The organism is Neorhizobium petrolearium (assembly GCF_017873175.1).
Taxonomy (GTDB): Bacteria; Pseudomonadota; Alphaproteobacteria; order Rhizobiales; family Rhizobiaceae; genus Neorhizobium; species Neorhizobium petrolearium.
In genome coordinates this window covers 1-16,669 of record NZ_JAGGJW010000022.1, presented here as the reverse complement: position 1 = coordinate 16,669, position 16,669 = coordinate 1, and the positions used below count along the sequence as shown (strand labels likewise).

Sequence of the window (16,669 nt, the reverse complement as noted above, 5' to 3'; positions counted from 1 at the left end):
AACCTCGGAGGAGCGGGACAGAACCAAACCCGCGCAGCGCTCTCTCGACCGCACAGGCTCGAACCCGTCCCGGCCTTCCTCTCCCTCTAAAAGTACGTTCCGTAGCAAAAAAAAGCGCCACTGCCTTCAGGCGGGGCGCTTGTGTGAATCAGCCGAACCTGCGGCCTGTTTCGGTAAAGGTGTATTCATTGGCGATGATCGTCTCATCGATCGCCAAGTCCGAGGAAAGGTATTCGTATTCGCGCTCCAACTGGCGATAGAGCCAGCGAGCGAGATCGCGCAACGCCTCGATGACGATCTCCTCGGCGTCGGCGGTCATGTCCTGATAGGTGGGGCTGTCACGCTCGACCGAAATCGACATGCAATATTCGTGATAGTAATGCCCACGATGGCTGGCCTCGGCGCGAAGCTGATAGAAGTTGCGGCGCTGGATCGCCAGCAACGCATCGGCGATCTCATGCAGCTTGATGTCCCGCGGCGCATAGGATCGGATCTCGGCCGAGGCATTCCTCCGGTAGGAATAATAGCATTCGAACGATGCGCCATCGCCCTGGGACCAGAATCCTGTAAAGGCGATGCGAGGCTCCTGACGTGTACCGCCGCCCATGAGGCGGACGGTGCGGGTCTTGAAGCGGATTCCGAGGATTTCCACGATCCGCTGGAAATCCTCATAGACGAAATCGTACCAGTCGTAGTCGAAGCCGCCTTCGCGATACCAGGCACGGGCCTTGCCCTTCGCGGCATCGGAAAGCCCGTTGGACCGGTAAACCGTGGTTTCGATGATCTCAGGCATCGGGATCACCTCCATCCAGCACTTCGGCAAGCCAGCCGTCGGTATAGGTCCAGGCGACGGTTTCCCCGGTGGCGAGATCAAGCACATGAGCGCCGCCGCCGAAGCCGTCGACGCGCGGCTTCGAGCAGGCGCTGGCATACTGAAACCCCCAGCGGCCGGTCAGTCCGAATTCGGCGGCGCAACGCTTCACAAACTGAATCAGGCGCTCCGGATCGCCGGTGACATCATCGCGCATCCAGAGTTTGGTGCCGCCATGCTCGGGCTGGATCGACAGGAGGAAACCGTCGGACGGCGGCTCTTCCGAAGCGCCTTCTTCGGAAAGCTGATTGTAGAGATCGAGGGCGCGAGCGGCGTTGTCGGGCGTCCCCACATCGAGCAGGCAGGAAAAATGTGTGAAGTATTCAGCCATGTCAGTCTCCTGAAACGACAAAGCCCGGCGCGAGACCGGGCTGATTGAAGGACTTGGGTGATCGGGTCAGGCCGCTGGCGCGTGTTGGCCGTCAGGATCGCGAGCGCCGGCAATGATCGCCTCTCCGCGTGCGACAGCCCAGGCAGCGCGGCCGACCCATTCGTCCAAAGGCGGCCGCGCGCTCTGAACATCCGCGAGCAGCAGCTTCAGAAGGCCAAGCAGGATTTCGAAGTGCTGCGCCTTGCGCTGGATCGTTTCACCGAACTGCGAGGGAATCGGAATAGGCGGCCCGGCACTGGCCGTATCGGGGGCTTTCCAAATGCCGGCAATGAAGGTCTCGCCAGCACTCTCGTAGCTCAGCTTTTCGCCATCCCAGTCGTTGTCATCGATGGCAAGGCGGCAAGCTTCCGCGATGGTATCGGCGGAATAGGTGCGAAGCCGGTAGGCCGGCACATGGTATCGGCTCTCGATGGTGTAGTCGGGCATGTAAGCCTCCTGAAACGGCAAGGCTCGGCGCGAGGCCGGGCTGACTGAAGAAAGGGAATGGGATCAGGCCGCCTGCGGCAGCCGGAGCAGCTCTGCGGCGGTCTCGCGCCAAAGCGGATCGACCAGCCGCGCTTCCAGCAACGCCGCCCCGAATCGCAAGACGCGGGCCGCCGTATGATCGCGTCGGCCGGAGGCAGCGAAGGCCATGCCGCGCTTTCGGCTGGCTTCGATGACGATGCGGCGGGCCTCGCTGTCGTTGGCCACCGGCTGCTGCCAGAGGATGATCCCGGCACGGATTTCACCGGCGAGAACCAGGCCGAGCGCGCTGTCCTGAATGACGATCAGACGTGGCTCGAAGCGCAACCCGGTGTCCTCGCAGGGGCCAACGTCGCCGCGCGAGACGCGGAGCGCGGCAAGAGCGATGGCGGCTTCCGGCGATTCAGCCTCGCCAAGCGAGACGCTGCGGTCGCGGTAATCGGCATCGGTGGCCCCGGCATAGCTGACTGTGCCGAGGCAGGAGATACGCAGCGGCAACTTCTGCGTCCGCTGAAATTCGGGCAGCACCCGATCGGCGAGAATCCGCCCGATCGGGGCGCAGTTGGATTGGCTGGCATGGGTCATCGGGATCGCTCCGCGACGGGCGCGAGAGCCTTTCTCTCAGCATCTAACCCGTCACGGCCAAAGGCCCGACCTCTCCCTCTCTTGCCGAAGGCGTCCGCCTCGGCGCTGTTTCCGGCGATGGGCCGACCATCGCAAGGCGGAAGGCCCGGACGCCTCCTGAGCGTTCCGGGCCGTCGGGAATGAGGCGCTCGCGCGCCTCAGCTCCATGGGTCGAGTTCCAGTTTCACCATCTCGTCGTCGCCGTCGAATTCGTCGGCGGGCATGGCGCCGTGGGTTCCGTCTCCGGCCTGAAACACGATGATCGAGACCATCAGCGTGGTGGCGAGGCTGGCGGCGAAGGCGGTGGCATCTGCGTAGGACATGGATTCCGGCTCCTGTCTCTGGAGGCGGGGGACCATCCCCCGCGCGACAGGCGCCCGAAGCGTCTGAACGGATCTGCAATCACCCTCGCGCGTTCGGGCATGTCCCGAATCCGCGAGGGCGGCACGCTCGCGTAAGCCGACCCCTGGTGGGTTGATTGACAAGGAGACGGCTCAGACCAAGGTCAGCGAATGGAAGCGGGGATGGTGTTCTGCCTCTGACAGGATGCCGAAATCCCATCGCAGGTGCCGTGCCGGCCAGCCACTCCTTCATGCCGGTCTCAACCGGATCGATATTTTTGGCCGGGGACGGAAACCAGCCCCACACGATATCGCAAGAATGGCGGATGCTGGCGAAACCGAAACTCGACCGGGATGACGGTCAGCTCCAATTCCCCTCGGCGATCTCGCGGACTATCAGGACGCGGGCCTTTAGAAGCAGGTCGTCGCCACAGGTATCGATATGGCCATAGAACCGGGCGCGCGCACCGCACCGGCTCCAGTCTGCATAGTAGCAATATTCGCGGGCATCGAGACGGAAGGCCCGCAAGTCCTCGGCCCAATGCGGCTTGGGTTCGACGACGACGCTGATCCCGTCGCGCGTCTCCTCCCAGGGCAGCGACCGCTCGGCCGGAGAATTTTCGCGGTCGACCCGAAAGATGAAGTCGATGTGATCAGCCATAACGGCCTCCATAAAAAATGCCCGGCGCGATGGCCGGGCGAATTGAAGAACGATATGGGGCGGCCTGCGCCGCCCCATATGAGGTCATTCCGCAGCGACGAGATGCTGCCGGTCTTCTTCGTCTTCAGCCGCGGCTTCCTCGTCGTCGCTGTCACCGGCGAGGAAGTCGGGCAATGCTTCGACCTCGCCATCGGTGTCGGTAGCGTCACCGTCGAGATCGACGAGGCGCAGCGGTTCGGGCAGCCAGCCGGTGTCGGCCAGGAGACGTTCGGCTTCCTTGGCCATGTCGCCCTTTTTCAGATGGTCGATGAGCTGGGCCGCCCGTTCGCCAGCGCCCTCGCGTACCGCAGCGAGGATCTGGGTCTTGGTCACACGACCCAGATAGTTCTCGATCGTGGGCCGCCATCCCGCATCGAGAACCATGTCCAGGCCGGTGGCGCGTGCGATCCGGTCGGCCCCGGCGAGGCGACGATCAAGACCATGTTGCGAGATGCCGGAGGCGCTATGGATATTCGGCCGCTCGTAGAGCGCGTTGATGCCATAGCTGACGCAATGGGCGAGAAGCGCCATGCGGCTCGCCTCGTCAAGCGCAGCGATCCAGTCCCAGAGCGCCGCTTCGTCGGACGGGAGGTCCGACTTCCAGGCATTGTTGCGTTCACGGATCGCCTTGGCGGAAGGGCTGTCGCCGAGATCGGTGCCCTGCGTCCAGGAGAGCTTCTGGCGGACGAAGACCTCCAGGCATCCGGTCGGCGCGGAGTAATGATAGCGCTCCGTCACCAAGCGATGCAGAAGCGCCGTCATCGCGACATGGGGACTAGCAGCAAGCGCTTCCTGAAGCGCGAGGGTGCGGTGGGCGGTCAGTTCGACGACGAGCCGTTCCGGCAGCGGCTTGACGGCATCATCGTCATCGTCGTCTTCAGTTTCGACGGGTTGGCCGCCGATGGTGATGACGGCGCGCTGCACGTCACCGTCATTTCCGGCGGCGGCGACGGCGTTTTCGTTCTCGCCGTCCTCGGTATCGGCCACCGGCTCGTCCTCGGGCCGGACATAGCCGCGCTCGATGACAGGTTCGCCGTCACGGTCGATGCTGATGAAGACGCCCGCGCGGGCGATCTCGGCAGGATCATAGATGACGGGGCGCTGTTCGAAGTCCTCCAGAGCGGCCTCGATCTCGCCGAGACGCCGATCAATCTCCTCGGGCAGTTCGTCGTGCTCGGAATATTCCGATTCGAGATCGTCGTACTCGTTGCGAAGTACATCGCGCGCGGCGCGCTCCTCATCGGTGAGATCGGCGAAGCTGCCGGTGATTTCACGAAGGCCGTTGTCGTATCCGTAGGGATGGCTGGTTTCGACAGCGATCCATTTCCAGCCTTCGGCCGCTACGTCATCGGCGATCGCCTTCAGCTTTTCCGAGACCAGACGGTCAAGAAGCCCCACATCCTCAAGCCAGCCGCCGTCATTCTCGGAGAAGAGATCGCGCAGCATCGTGCCGCCTGCCTGCTCATAGGCTTCCACGCCGACGAAGCGCACGCGCTTGTCGTCGGTTGGAACGGTGGTCTCGGTGAGGAGCTGGCGGATCTGCCAGGGCTGGACATTGTAGGAGCGCTGCACGGCCTCCCAGACCTGTTCCTGGCGGGCATGGTCGGGATTGACGGTGAACGCTTCCAGCATCGCCAGCGGCATGCCGTTGCGCGCATAGACTTCCAGAAGTGCCGGCGAGACCGAAGCCAGGCGCATACGCTGCGTGATGTAGCGCGGCGTGGTGCGATAGGCGTCGGCGATCTCCTCCTTCGTCATGCCCTCGTCGAACATGCGCTTGAACGCGCGGAACTGGTCGAGCGGATGCAGGCCGAGCCGCAGCATGTTCTCCGCGAGCGAGTCGTCGACGGCCGAGGTCTTGGCGTCGGCCTTCTTGACGAGGCAGGGAACGAGGCCATCGGCAGGGAAACGCCCGGCTTCGACCAGACGGGCGATCGCCCGGAAGCGGCGACCGCCGGCCGGGGTTTCGAAATCTCCGGTCTCGTTGCCGTCGGCATCGAGGATGGCGCGGACATTGATGCCCTGCACGATGTCTTCTCGCCGGTCGATGTCATGGGTGAGATCGTCGAGACCAGCCTCGACGTCGGTTTCGCGGACGTTGCTGTCCGAGAGGCGGATGCGATTGAAGGGAATGTCACGCGAGCGCGAGAAGACGATCATCGCAACGGTGGGCTTCTTCGACTTCCTGGCAGCTTTGGCCATGGTGGTTTCTCCGTGACGGGCGGCCGAGACCCTCTCTCGACCTTCCAACCCGTCACGAAATCACCAGCCCCTCTCTCACTCTCGACCGGGCCAAGGGCGCGACACTACCAGTCGAAGCGCTGCGGTCGCTCCGCGTTCACCCGGTATTTCCGGCGCAGCGCCATGATCGCCGCCTCCTGCCGGTCGATCTTGCGTCGAAGCCGGTCGAGATCCGGCCCCGCATCCAACAGGAGGCGATCGAGCACGCGCTGATATTCCGCCTCGTCCGCTCCGGTCCACCGGCTCATGCGCCGATGGTAGTGCCGGGATTTCGGACGAAGACGGATCGTCTCGCCCTCGGCGCGATTGCTGAGTGCGCGTTCGGCAAGGGCGAGATTGCGCCGCGTATCCGCAAGCGCGTCCTCCATGCGCGCCAACATCGAGCGCAGACGATCAGGAGGCATCATCACGCTGCCTTCCGTCGTCAGACGGGCCGGGATCGAGCATGTCCAGAAGGAAGCGCGGCGGGATGTTCTCCTCCGACCCCTGCCAGGCGATGCGGCCGTTCCTCCAGATCGTGACGAATCCGCCCCCGGTCGAGCGGACGGGGGGCGGCTTCGCCTCGAAGTTGAGGCATCCGAACTCGGCCGAGGTGGCCGAGAATACGGTGCTTTTGCGACCGGGAAGAAGCACGCGATCGCAGGTGCCGGACGGGCGCTTCACGCGGCGCCGAGAAAGGCCGAGACGGAACCATTCATAGGCGCGCTGTTCGTTTTCCGGCGGCGCGTCCCAGTGGATGCAGTGCTTGCACTGGCCGGAGCGCCGGTCGACGGGTTCGTCGAGCGGCGGCCCGCCATTGTGCCCGCGTTTCGTCGGCCCGGTCATGGCTGGCCTCGCATGACGATACGCTGGACCACGACGGGCCGCGTCTCGGTCGCTTGCGCCAGGCGCTCGATCAGCGCCAGCTCGGCATCCGAGCACGCGCCGCGCACCTCGATTTCGAGCCGCTGGGCGGCGCCGGGGTGATGGCTCGCGGCGATGTGGACATTTTCGCCCGCTTCTACGGAGCGCAGCCGCGACCGGAGAAACAGGATGCCGGAGCCGAGATTGCCGCAGTAAAGCGACTCGTCCACGTCCGGCGCGCTCGGCCCGATACCGGCCTTGCGGCCTCCGATTCGGCGGAAGGCTTCGCCGAAGGTCGACGGATCGCGGGTAATCCGCGCGGTCCGCTCGGGATGGAATTGCCAAGGCGGGCGCCACGGATCGAGCTTGCCAACCGCGATCTGGTGCAGGAAATCGGCGAAGCTCGCCGGATCGGCCGGATAAGGGCAAGTCCGCCAGATCTCGCGGACACGGGCGCGCAGCCTGTCGGGCAGCGCGAAGAGCCGGACGCGGCCCCTCCGCCACCACATGGCTCGCTGGTCGCGACGTTCACGTTCGGCCTCGTCCCACCAAGCCGAACGGCGGGCCATTTCCTCGTCGACGCCGTGCTGACCGGCGGCGATCTCTCCGGCGAAGAGCGGCAGCGCCTCGCGTTCGAGGCGCTGCTTGCGGAGAAACGCCGCGCGCTTGCGCGACGTGTCACCATAGGGTTCGGGTCTATGCCAGCGGCGGAAGCGCATCAGACGCCCTCCCGCCGCGCATGCGCCGCGGCATAGATGATCCGTTCGGCGCGGCGGATGCTGCCGGCTTCTCGTGCAGCCTCAGCCCAGACCGAAATCGGAAAGTCGCCGGAAAAGAGAATGTCGCGCTCGATGCCGAGTCCGAACGGCAGGCGTACCGACGCCATCTCCTCCAGCGAGAAGTAGCCAAGTTCCGGCTCGCCGAGATCGGCCAGGCCGAAGAGGATGTCGCCCCCGGCATCGAGTTCGGTCGCCAGCCAGACGCCTGCGCCGAGAGGGTTGAAGAATTTGACGACCGGCACATGATCAGTGTCGCGCCGGCGGCCATTGGCGAGAAGCTGCGCGCGCAGCTCGTCGGTCACGAGGATCATGCTGCCCTCCTGTCGATGGCGCTTTCGGGCGCGGCTGGCCGCTGCCCGTCTTCCGGGAGGAAGGACAGCAGCCAGTCGGCCGCCTTGCTCGCCTGCGAGGCCGCGCGCACGATGGCGCGGGAATCCTCGCGCATGACCTCCAGCCAACTGCCGATGTAATCGGCGTGACGCACCGTCGGCACGATGCCGAGCGCGGCGCAGCTAAAAGCCGAAGTCTGCTCAGCGATCAGCTCTTCGAAGGCATATTTCTTCGAGCCGAAGGAACCGGTCAGGTCACGGCTCAACCGGCTGTGATGGCCGCTGGCGTGACCGAGCTCATGCAGCGCCGTCCGGTGCCAGTTGATCGGCTCGAAATACGCTTGGGGCGGCGGGACCATCACATAGTCCTGGGACGGGACGTAGAAGGCCCGGTTGCTACCGATGCGGAAATCGACGCCGGTCGCCTTGATGAGTGCCTCGACCCTCGGCTCGATCAGGCCGGGCGGTGGCGGTGGCACGACGGTGGCGATGTCGTCGGGCAGCCCATCGCATTGCGCCACGTTGAAGACGGTGAAGCGCTTCAGGAATGGGATGGCGTGCGCTTCCTCGCCAGTCTCGCGGGCGCGGCGCTTCTCGTCCTCCGGCGTGAAGCGATCAGCATAGACGACGGTGGTGCCGCGCTCACCCTTGCGGACATGGCCGCCAAGTGAAAGCGCCTGCCGGAATGTGAGCCAGCCCTGGCAGGGAAAGCCGTGCTCGATGACGGCGCCCCATAGAATGAGCACGTTGATACCGCTGTAGCTGCGGGAGGTAGCGGCGTTCCTCGGCAAGCCAAGCGGCGCCTTCGCGGCCGACGTGCCCCAGGGCTGCACCCACGGCACGCGACCGGCCTCCAGCTCGGCGATGATTCTTGTGGTGATTTCGTCATAGAGATTCGTCCGGTCCGAGCCGGCGCGAACGCTTCGATCATATCTGGACATCGCGGTTCTCCGCGACGGGCGCCGGAAGACTCTCCTCCGGCCCTCAACCCGTCACGGCAAACCCCGTCCGCACTCTCACTCTAAAGGGGGCGTTGCGGGGTCTCCCCGCAGAAGGGGGTGTGCCGGCGACCCCGGCGCCGGCCAGGGGGAAGGCTTTCCCCATTGGCGCAGGCACCACTCCATATGTTATGCGGCGAGATGCTGGTTGAAGAAGCTGGTCAGCTTGTCGAATGGGATCACGTCCACCTTGTCATAGAGATCGACGTGGTTGGCGCCGGGGACGATCACCAGTTCCTTCGGCTCGGCCGCGGCTGCGAACGCCGTTTCGCTGAAATAGCGCGAGTGAGCCTTTTCCCCGTGAATGAGCAGGACCGGGCGCGGCGAGATCTCCTTGATGTAAGTGAGCAGCGGCATGTTCATGAGCGACATCGGTGTCGTGACCGTCCAGGCATTGCCCGAATTGACCGCACGCTTATGGTATCCGCGCGGCGTCATGTAGTAATCGTGGTAATCGACGAGGAACTGCGCCTCGCCGCCCTTCAGCACGTTATAGGCTGGCTGATAGGCAGGAGCGCCCTTTTCGGCGTCCGCCCAGCGCTGGCGGCTCATCTGCTCCAGCGCCTGCCTGCGCTGTTCGGGCGTCATGCTGTCATTATAGCCCTTCGACATGACGCGGCTCATGTCATACATGGTGCTGGCTGCGACGGCCTTGACGCGCTTGTCGGCGGCGACAGCGTTCAGCGCCATGCCGCCCCAGCCGCAGATGCCGATGACGCCGATGCGCTCGCGGTCGACGGAGGTGTGCAGGCCGAGAAAATCGACGCCCGCCATGAAGTCCTCGGTGTTGATATCCGGCGAGGCGACATTGCGCGGCTCACCGCCGCTTTCACCCGTATAGGACGGATCGAAGGCCAGCGTGACGAAGCCGCGCTCGGCCATGGCTTGCGCGTAAAGGCCGGACGACTGTTCCTTGACGGCGCCGAACGGACCGCTGACGACAATGGCCGGCAGGCGTTTTGCGGCGCGATCCTTCGGCAGATAGAGATCGCCGGCAAGCGTGATGCCATAACGGTTCTTGAACGTGACTTTCTGGTGATCGACTTTCTGGCTTTTGGGGAAAATCTTGTCCCATTCCTGTGCCATATTCTGAGCCTTCGCGTTGGAAATATCGAAAAGTGACGCCGCGCCGAGGGCGGCCATGCCGACGCCCGTCAGCTTGAGCAGGTTGCGGCGGCCGGCGTCGGGCGCGTCCCGATGCAGGGCTGCATTTGCAGATTCCAAATTCTGTTTCATTGCAGGGTCTCCTTGCGGTTTTCAGACGGTTGGCGCCCTCAAGGGTGCGGCGTCGCGCGTCAGGACGACGCTTCAATGCGGAGCGGGAATTCGCCGCGCACGAGGAGAGGCTTGGTCCCGTTGTCCAGCCAGCCGAGCCGGATCAGTCCGCGCGACCAGCGGTAAGGGCCGTGGAACATCGCCAGGTTGCCCCAGGGCGCGTAGTAGCAAAGGTCGCCCACCGCCTCGTTGCCGAAGCGGTCGCTGCCTTGTTCGGTCAGCTTGCGCGGCAGATAGGCGATCTTCTCGTTGGTCGCGTAGTCGTCGATCATGAGATCGAGCGGCAGCATCGAGAACAGGTCGCGTGCCGAAGGATTGTCCTCCAGCGTTGCCGTGAAATCCTGATCGGCAAAGGTCAGTCTGAGGCGCATAGCGGTTCCTCCCTGCGCTTGGGCTCTCTGCGTCAACGCGGGACCAAGAGCGGGAACAACGAGGCTCGCAACACCCGTTGCCAGCAATCGACGTCGAGAGATCGGTGCGAACGGCCTCATGTCAGACCGCCTCCGGCTTCAGCATCCGCTGACCGTTGCCGATCAGCATGAGCGCCAGGACCGCGAGGACGATGCTGCCGATGAAAGTTGCCTGGATGGAGATGCCGTCGAGCAACAGCCCGCCGACCACGGCCCCGAGCAGGATCGATGCCTGGATCGCTGCGACCATCAAGCTGCCGGCGGCCTCCGGCGCGTCGTCGGCATTCTGCGACATCCACGTCATCCAGATCACGGAGAACATGGTGTTCATCGCGCCCCAGATGGCCATGAACAGGCCGGCGGCGACGATCGAGAATCCGAGCAGCAAGAGGCCGACGGTGGCCCCGCCCATGACCAGGGCCGGCAACTTCAGGAAGGGGGCGACGTCGCCCTTCAGGAAGCGCCCCGCCGCCCATGTTCCGACGAATCCGGCGCATCCCAGAAGCAGCAGGAGAGCCGATAGCGTGGCGACATCCACCCGCGTCACCTGCTCCAGAAATGGACGCAGATAGGTGAACATCGTAAAGGCCGAGCCCCAGGACAGCATGCAGGCCGCCAATCCGCGCAGAAAATACGGGCGCTTCAGCAAGGCGAGCATGGACCGGAAGTCCTGCCTTTGATGCGCGGGCAGCGACGGGAGCGCCGCGACATGCCAGGCGAGATTGATCGCGACGATCGGCGTCAGCGCCCAGAACACCTCGCGCCAGCCGAACAGGCCGCCAAGATAGCTTCCGACCGGCGCGGCAAAGGCCGCAGCAATGGCTTGGCCGCCATACATCAAGGCCAGCGCGCGGGGCACGTCCTGCGCCGGCACCAGCCGCATGATGACGGCCGTGGCCAAGGCCCAGAAGCCGCCGATGCAGACGCCGAGAAGGGCGCGGCCGAGCATGAGGACCGCGAAGTTCGGCGCGGCTGCGACGAGGACCAGCGAAGCCAGCATGAACGCGGTCATTGCCACCAGCACCCATTTGCGATTCAGCGTGCCGGCGAGCGTCGTGACGAGCAGGCTGGCGACGACGGCGAAAAGGCCGCTCACCGAGATCGCCTGTCCGGTCTGTCCCTCGGTCGCGTGCAGTCCTTCGGCCATCGGCGTCAGCAGGCTGACCGGCATGAACTCCGAGGCGATGAGCATCGCCACGCACAGCGCCATCGAAAGCACGGCGCCCCAGGCAGCGGGTGTGCTGCCGGCATTTTCCTCGGCGGAAACCATCGTCCGCATACTCCTGACTATCCGTTTTCGATGCGGATATAGCCAATTCAGGATGGAACGATTAGTCGTCGCAATTTGATTGGATCAATCGATGGTATCGATTAATCTCATTGGACGAGCACTATGAGGGCCTATGGAGAAGACGGATTTCAACCAACTGACCTGGTTCAGGATCGTCGCCGAGGAGCGTAGCTTTACCAAAGCGGCGGCGAAGATCGGCGTCGCGCAATCGACCCTCAGCTACGCAATCAAGCAACTGGAAGCGGGCATGGGTATCCGCCTCCTGACGCGGACGACGAGGAACGTCACGACGACGCCCGCAGGCGAACGGCTGCTCAAGACGATCACCCCTCGCATGGCCGAGATCGAGGACGAGATTGCCGCGCTGATGACGTTCCGCGACAAGCCATCGGGCTCGATCCGGCTGACGCTCTCCGATCACGCGCTCAAAAGCGTGGTCTGGCCGAAGCTGAAGCCGGTGCTGCGCGACTATCCCGACATCGCCGTCGAACTGATCCTCGACAGCACCTTCCGCAACATCGTCGAGGAACATTTCGACGCGGGCGTCCGGCTGGGCGAGAGCGTCGGAAAGGATATGATCGCGGTCCGGATCGGGCCGGACTGGCGGCTGGTGGCCGTGGCCTCGCCGGGCTATCTCGCCGAACATGGCGTGCCGGGCCATCCGCAGGATCTCGTCCGGCACCGCTGCATCAACATGCGCCATGAAAGCACCGGCGGCCTTTATGCTTGGGAATTCGAGAAAGAGGGACAGGAGCTGCGCGTCCGCGTGTCTGGCCAGCTTACCTTCAACAACTCCTACGCCATGATCGACGCTGCGGTGAACGGCTATGGCATTGCCTATGTGCCGGAGAACATTGTGGAGCGGCACGTCGCTTCCGGCGATCTGATCCAAGTTTTGGACGCTTGGTCGCCCTTCTTCGACGGTTATTTCCTCTACTATCCCAGCCGCCGCCAAAACCTTCCGGTGTTCAAAGTGATCGTCGATGCACTAAAGTATCGTGGTTGAAAGCGGCCGTTTCGCGATTGGACGGTACATTGAGGCTCATCGAACCATGACCTGCGTATGACCGCGGACCACGGCCCCGGTCCGAGCCAATGGTCGTTGCCTTCAGATCGCCCAAGCCATTAATGTATAGCGAAGGGCGTTTCGGGAGTTGCACTGTCAATTCGAGAGTTCCGGCTATCGCTTCGGCGCAACCAGGAGCCGGCCCAAAGGGCGACGCCCAAGTTTCCATGCCACGACAAATCGGCAACTCAATCGTCTATATTCCCGAACAGCGCCGTGCTCTGCTCGACCACGAGCTTCCGGAATTCCCCGTAACATTTGGACAAGCGAATGCACTGGGTTTTCAGTTCTGCTACCACGGCTTTCAGCTTGAGAGGGCTCGTTCCCCCGACGCCGTAGGATGGTTTGTCTTCGCCTTTAGCAAGAAGACGTTTCACCGGCTGGGTGATCCCAAGTTCGACCCGCGGAGTGAAGCGGTGCGTGTGCTTGCTGCGGAAGTCATCCGTCGCTGTCCTGTAGTCAGCATTATCGACGGTCTCCAGCGCCCTGATCAGCTTCTTCCAAGCGCGCCACGGCTTTGCCAATCTGGCCGCCTCATCCCCCTTGATTTTCCGATCATCGGGAAGGGTCGTGCTATCATCCACCCACCCCTCGCCCTGACGCGCGCAGTTGGCTTGATGCGACAAATGCGCGATCGCGAAATAGAACCGGGCCTTGAGGGTGTAAGGACTTAAGATCGCCGTTGCCGCCAAATCCTGGACGAACTCGTGCAGGAGTTGGAACTTCTGCTCGGTATCGAGCCCATCGATAACCTTGCCCCAAGCTTCAAGGCGCATCGTGAGGACGATCAGGTGATTGATCCCGTTCGCCAGATCTCGTGCTGCCTCGCTGGCCAAGTCCCCATACGCCATCTGCTGTAGCCCGAACTCCCCATCGAGCCTGATGGTCTGCGGGGATTTGAACCAGCCGAACGGCATGAGAGGCGTGAACCTCTCGATCTCGCTGAGCGCCTGACGATATTCGATGTATTTCGCGGTGAGAAATTCGTCTTCTTGATTCATCGATATACTATTCTGCTTGGCTCACGCCTCGGCCAACGACGCGGCAATATCGGCGACGGAGCGCAAGAGGACGAGCGGATCATCCTTCGACGGCAAGAAGCCACGTCGTTTCCAGAAGCGCGCGGCTTCATCATCGACAGCATTGACCATCAGCGCTCGCCCACCCACGAGATTGGCCGCCTGAACGCAGCGCTGCAGCGCGTGTTTGACAAGGCCGGTCCCGATCCCTCGCCCCGCCCATCCGGTATCGGTGGCAAGCTGGCCGAGAAGAAGGCAGGGAACGGGGTCGGGCGGCTGGCCCGTGCGGATCGAACGCGGCAGGACCGACGGCACCACGGCCGTCGGCGCCAGACCATAATAGCCCACGACGCGCCCCGCCTCATGGACCACGAGAACTGCGGTAAAGCCTTTCTGCTGATTGGAAAGGGCGCGCGTCTTCAGCCAGTGATCGAGCGTCGGCTTGCCGCAGGAGAATTCGGACACATCATGCGCGGCGGTGAGCAGTTCGGGAGCCGATAGCGCCACGACTTACCGCTTCGGCTCGTAGCCAGCTTCCCATGGCGCCGGCCGTTTCGCCAGCTCGACCATTTCGGGAACAGGCGCTGCCGGGGCGGCGAGAACCTCTGTGAACGCATCGAACCCTTCCGGGCTCATGCGGATCAGGCTTTGCTCCATCACGACCTCCTCGGCCGCGCGCACGGCGGCATCACGCACGAAGTCGGTGCGCGAGCGGCCGCGCAGCGTCGCCGCGCGATCGATCATCGCGACATCCGCTTCCGGCAGTCGCATCGAGATAGGATATTCCTTGCGTTCCGCTGTGCTGGCCATGAGTCGTCTCCTTGCAGGCAAGATAGGGGATTGTATCGCAAAACGCAATACGATATTATCCCATTCATGGTCAGCAATCTCGAAACAGCGGCGTCGATGCGCCCAACCATCGACTCGGAGGCAAGAACCCATAGGTTATTTCGCTATGCCATGGCGCGCGCCTGTGCGCTGGACTACGCCGCCGTGCGCCGCGCGACACCAATCAACGCCGAATATTCTATCGTGTTTTCAGTTGCTTATACTGAAATACGGGTAAATTCTGGCAAGCATGACCTTGCGAGCACCCCAAGATCCGTTGAAGATGACAAGGAAAGAGCGCGAAGAGCTGCTCGAAGCTTTGTTGCTCGACGAACCGGAACTGACCTTTACGCCTCGCGGCAAACCCGACCCACGCCTTTTGCGTCTGGTCGACTTTCTGGCGCGGCAGGCAGCGCGGGAGTGCTACGCAGAAGAGGTGAAGATGATGCGTCGACGGAGGAAGCGCACCTCCTGAAGCCGAAGGGAGAGGCACATTGAAGGTCGCGATCTACGCCCGTTATTCCTCCGACAATCAGCGCGATGCCTCGATCGCAGACCAGTTCCGCATGTGCCGCCTTCATGCCGAGAAGCAGGGCTGGCAGATCGTCGAGGAATATTCCGACCACGCGATCTCCGGCTCATCTCTGCTGCGCCCCGGCATCCAGGCCCTGATTTCCGACGCCACGCGCGGCCGTTTCGACCTGATCCTCGCCGAAGCCATGGATCGGCTTTCGCGCGATCAGGAGGACATAGCGGGCCTCTTCAAGCGCATGTCCTATTCGGACGTGAAGATGTTCACCCTTTCCGAGGGTGAAGTCTCGCACCTGCATGTCGGGCTCAAGGGCACGATGAACGCGCTGTTCCTGAAGGATCTGGCCGACAAGACCCGGCGCGGACAACGCGGCCGGGTCGAGGCGGGCAAGTCGGGCGGCGGCAATTCCTACGGCTATGACGTGGTCAAGAAACTGGACGCTAACGGCGAACCGATCCGCGGCGACCGCACGATCAACGAAGCTCAAGCCGAGGTCGTGCGCCGCATCTTCCGCGACTATGCCGCCGGCAAGTCGGCCAAGACCATCGCCTTCGCCCTGAACCGGGACGGCATCCCCGCCCCGTCCGGAGGCGATTGGGGCTTTAGCACCATCAACGGCAACCCGAAGCGCGGGAATGGCATCCTCAACAACGAGATGTATGTCGGCAAGATCGTCTGGAACCGTCAGCGCTTCGTCAAAGACCCGGATACCGGCAAGCGGCAAGCCCGGCCCAACCCGGAAACGGAATGGGTCATTCAGGACGCACCCGAGTTGCGCATCCTCGACGACGACCTCTGGAACGCCGTGAAGGCGCGGCAGGGCGAGATGCGGACCGAGCGGGACGAGAGCGGTATCGCCGACGTCCGCAAGATGAACCACCGCCGCCGCCCGAAGTACCTGTTCTCCGGGCTGACCAAATGCGCCTGCTGCGGGGGCGGCTATTCGGCGATCTCGGCGACCCTGATCGGCTGCTCGACGGCCCGCAACAAAGGCACCTGCGATAACCGGACCAATATCCGTCGCGAGGAACTGGAAACGCGTGTGCTGAACGCCTTGCGCACCAGGCTCGTCGATCCGGAGATGTTCGCCCGCTTCTGCGAGGTGTTCACGCAGGAGATGAACCGGCTGCGCATGGAAGGTCGCGCGGGGATCGCTTCGGCCGAGGCCGAGATCGCGAAGATCGACCGCGAACTCGACACGCTGCTCAACCTCATTCTCAAGGGCGGCGCCGCGGACGCGATCAATGCCAAGATGGTGCTGCTGGAACAGCGCAAGAAAGAACTGGTCCTGTTCCTGAGCGAAGCCGAGGAGCCACCTCCCCTGCTACACCCCTCGATGGCGCTGCAATACCGCAAGCGAGTCCAGCAGCTCTATGAAGCCTTGCAGGACGAAGAGGAAGAGAAGCGGATCGAGGCGGCGGATATCCTGCGCTCGCTGTTGGACAAGATCGTGCTGACCCCTGTGGAAGGCAAGGTGGAAATCGACGTTCAGGGCGATCTCGCCGGCATCCTGACGATTGCCGCACAAACGCAAAACCCCGCAGCGGGTAAGGCTGCGGGGTCGCAAGTAAAGATGGTTGCGGGGGCAGGATTTGAACCTGCGGCCTTCAGGTTATGAGCCTGACGAGCTACCGGGCTGCTCCACCCCGCGCCAAGCGTAAATCCCTTT

Annotated in this window: 21 protein-coding genes and 1 tRNA gene; 3 read left to right on the top strand and 19 right to left on the bottom strand. The window is 63.4% G+C overall.

From position 1 onward, the window contains the following. Positions 1-148: 148 nt before the first annotated feature. The 15 genes from J2046_RS30165 to J2046_RS30095 all read right to left on the bottom strand — a co-directional run bounded on the left by J2046_RS30165 (position 149) and on the right by J2046_RS30095 (position 11,543). Positions 149-793: an antitoxin of toxin-antitoxin stability system gene (locus J2046_RS30165; RefSeq protein WP_210058151.1), complete on the bottom strand. Its 645-nt coding sequence runs from the start codon at positions 791-793 to the stop codon at positions 149-151. Further along, positions 786-1,202, bottom strand: a complete 417-nt coding sequence (locus J2046_RS30160; RefSeq protein ID WP_210058149.1) for a hypothetical protein — start codon at positions 1,200-1,202, stop codon at positions 786-788. Before J2046_RS30160 ends, J2046_RS30165 begins: the two co-directional genes overlap by 8 nt. 66 nt (positions 1,203-1,268) lie before the next feature. Further along, complete coding sequence (locus J2046_RS30155) at positions 1,269-1,688, bottom strand: hypothetical protein (protein ID WP_210058148.1); 420 nt, start codon at positions 1,686-1,688, stop codon at positions 1,269-1,271. 63 nt (positions 1,689-1,751) lie between these two features. Then, a complete protein-coding gene (locus J2046_RS30150; RefSeq protein ID WP_210058146.1) occupies positions 1,752-2,309 on the bottom strand; it encodes a hypothetical protein in 558 nt (185 codons plus the stop codon). Between the two features lie 197 nt (positions 2,310-2,506). Then, a complete protein-coding gene (locus J2046_RS30145) occupies positions 2,507-2,671 on the bottom strand; it encodes a hypothetical protein (RefSeq protein WP_210058144.1) in 165 nt (54 codons plus the stop codon). Between the two features lie 379 nt (positions 2,672-3,050). After that, the gene (locus J2046_RS30140) at positions 3,051-3,350 is read right to left on the bottom strand and encodes a hypothetical protein (RefSeq protein WP_210058133.1); all 300 of its coding nucleotides are present in this window, start codon (positions 3,348-3,350) and stop codon (positions 3,051-3,053) included. Positions 3,351-3,434: 84 nt separating this feature from the next. Then, positions 3,435-5,591 carry a ParB/RepB/Spo0J family partition protein gene (locus J2046_RS30135; RefSeq protein WP_210058131.1) on the bottom strand — a complete coding sequence of 719 codons (2,157 nt, stop codon included), beginning with the start codon at positions 5,589-5,591 and terminating at the stop codon, positions 3,435-3,437. 104 nt (positions 5,592-5,695) lie between these two features. Continuing rightward, positions 5,696-6,037, bottom strand: coding sequence for a hypothetical protein (locus tag J2046_RS30130; RefSeq protein ID WP_210058129.1), 342 nt, complete (start codon positions 6,035-6,037; stop codon positions 5,696-5,698). Further along, positions 6,024-6,455: a hypothetical protein gene (locus J2046_RS30125; RefSeq protein ID WP_210058128.1), complete on the bottom strand. Its 432-nt coding sequence runs from the start codon at positions 6,453-6,455 to the stop codon at positions 6,024-6,026. The genes J2046_RS30130 and J2046_RS30125 overlap by 14 nt, the downstream gene beginning before the upstream one ends. Next, the gene (locus J2046_RS30120) at positions 6,452-7,192 is read right to left on the bottom strand and encodes a hypothetical protein (protein ID WP_210058126.1); all 741 of its coding nucleotides are present in this window, start codon (positions 7,190-7,192) and stop codon (positions 6,452-6,454) included. Before J2046_RS30120 ends, J2046_RS30125 begins: the two co-directional genes overlap by 4 nt. Continuing rightward, complete coding sequence (locus tag J2046_RS30115; protein WP_210058124.1) at positions 7,192-7,563, bottom strand: DUF2958 domain-containing protein; 372 nt, start codon at positions 7,561-7,563, stop codon at positions 7,192-7,194. The genes J2046_RS30120 and J2046_RS30115 overlap by 1 nt, the downstream gene beginning before the upstream one ends. Beyond that, a complete protein-coding gene (locus J2046_RS30110) occupies positions 7,560-8,522 on the bottom strand; it encodes an ArdC family protein (protein ID WP_210058122.1) in 963 nt (320 codons plus the stop codon). The genes J2046_RS30115 and J2046_RS30110 overlap by 4 nt, the downstream gene beginning before the upstream one ends. Positions 8,523-8,708: 186 nt before the next feature. Next, positions 8,709-9,815: an alpha/beta hydrolase gene (locus tag J2046_RS30105; protein WP_210058120.1), complete on the bottom strand. Its 1,107-nt coding sequence runs from the start codon at positions 9,813-9,815 to the stop codon at positions 8,709-8,711. Between the two features lie 59 nt (positions 9,816-9,874). After that, positions 9,875-10,345 carry a cyclophilin-like fold protein gene (locus tag J2046_RS30100; protein WP_210058118.1) on the bottom strand — a complete coding sequence of 157 codons (471 nt, stop codon included), beginning with the start codon at positions 10,343-10,345 and terminating at the stop codon, positions 9,875-9,877. Position 10,346: 1 nt separating this feature from the next. Beyond that, positions 10,347-11,543, bottom strand: a complete 1,197-nt coding sequence (locus J2046_RS30095) for an MFS transporter (protein WP_233470389.1) — start codon at positions 11,541-11,543, stop codon at positions 10,347-10,349. A gap of 124 nt (positions 11,544-11,667) precedes the next feature. Here J2046_RS30095 and J2046_RS30090 point away from each other — a divergent pair, with 124 nt between their 5' ends. Further along, complete coding sequence (locus tag J2046_RS30090; protein ID WP_210058116.1) at positions 11,668-12,561, top strand: LysR family transcriptional regulator; 894 nt, start codon at positions 11,668-11,670, stop codon at positions 12,559-12,561. Between the two features lie 248 nt (positions 12,562-12,809). On the opposite strand, the gene J2046_RS30085 is transcribed toward J2046_RS30090, so the two are convergent. Genes J2046_RS30085 through J2046_RS30075 form a run of 3 tightly spaced genes read right to left on the bottom strand, consistent with a single transcriptional unit; the run spans position 12,810 to position 14,450 of the window. Next, positions 12,810-13,622 carry a hypothetical protein gene (locus tag J2046_RS30085; protein WP_210058114.1) on the bottom strand — a complete coding sequence of 271 codons (813 nt, stop codon included), beginning with the start codon at positions 13,620-13,622 and terminating at the stop codon, positions 12,810-12,812. Between the two features lie 21 nt (positions 13,623-13,643). Beyond that, positions 13,644-14,147: a GNAT family N-acetyltransferase gene (locus J2046_RS30080; RefSeq protein ID WP_210058112.1), complete on the bottom strand. Its 504-nt coding sequence runs from the start codon at positions 14,145-14,147 to the stop codon at positions 13,644-13,646. Between the two features lie 3 nt (positions 14,148-14,150). Then, positions 14,151-14,450, bottom strand: coding sequence for a type II toxin-antitoxin system TacA family antitoxin (locus tag J2046_RS30075; RefSeq protein ID WP_210058110.1), 300 nt, complete (start codon positions 14,448-14,450; stop codon positions 14,151-14,153). A gap of 301 nt (positions 14,451-14,751) precedes the next feature. Here J2046_RS30075 and J2046_RS30070 point away from each other — a divergent pair, with 301 nt between their 5' ends. Further along, complete coding sequence (locus J2046_RS30070; RefSeq protein ID WP_233470388.1) at positions 14,752-14,943, top strand: hypothetical protein; 192 nt, start codon at positions 14,752-14,754, stop codon at positions 14,941-14,943. 19 nt (positions 14,944-14,962) lie between these two features. Then, positions 14,963-16,618, top strand: coding sequence for a recombinase family protein (locus tag J2046_RS34420; protein ID WP_210058225.1), 1,656 nt, complete (start codon positions 14,963-14,965; stop codon positions 16,616-16,618). Here J2046_RS34420 and J2046_RS30060 read toward each other — a convergent pair. Then, positions 16,575-16,651: transfer RNA gene (locus J2046_RS30060), tRNA-Met, on the bottom strand. The genes J2046_RS34420 and J2046_RS30060 overlap by 44 nt on opposite strands. Positions 16,652-16,669 lie beyond the last annotated feature (18 nt).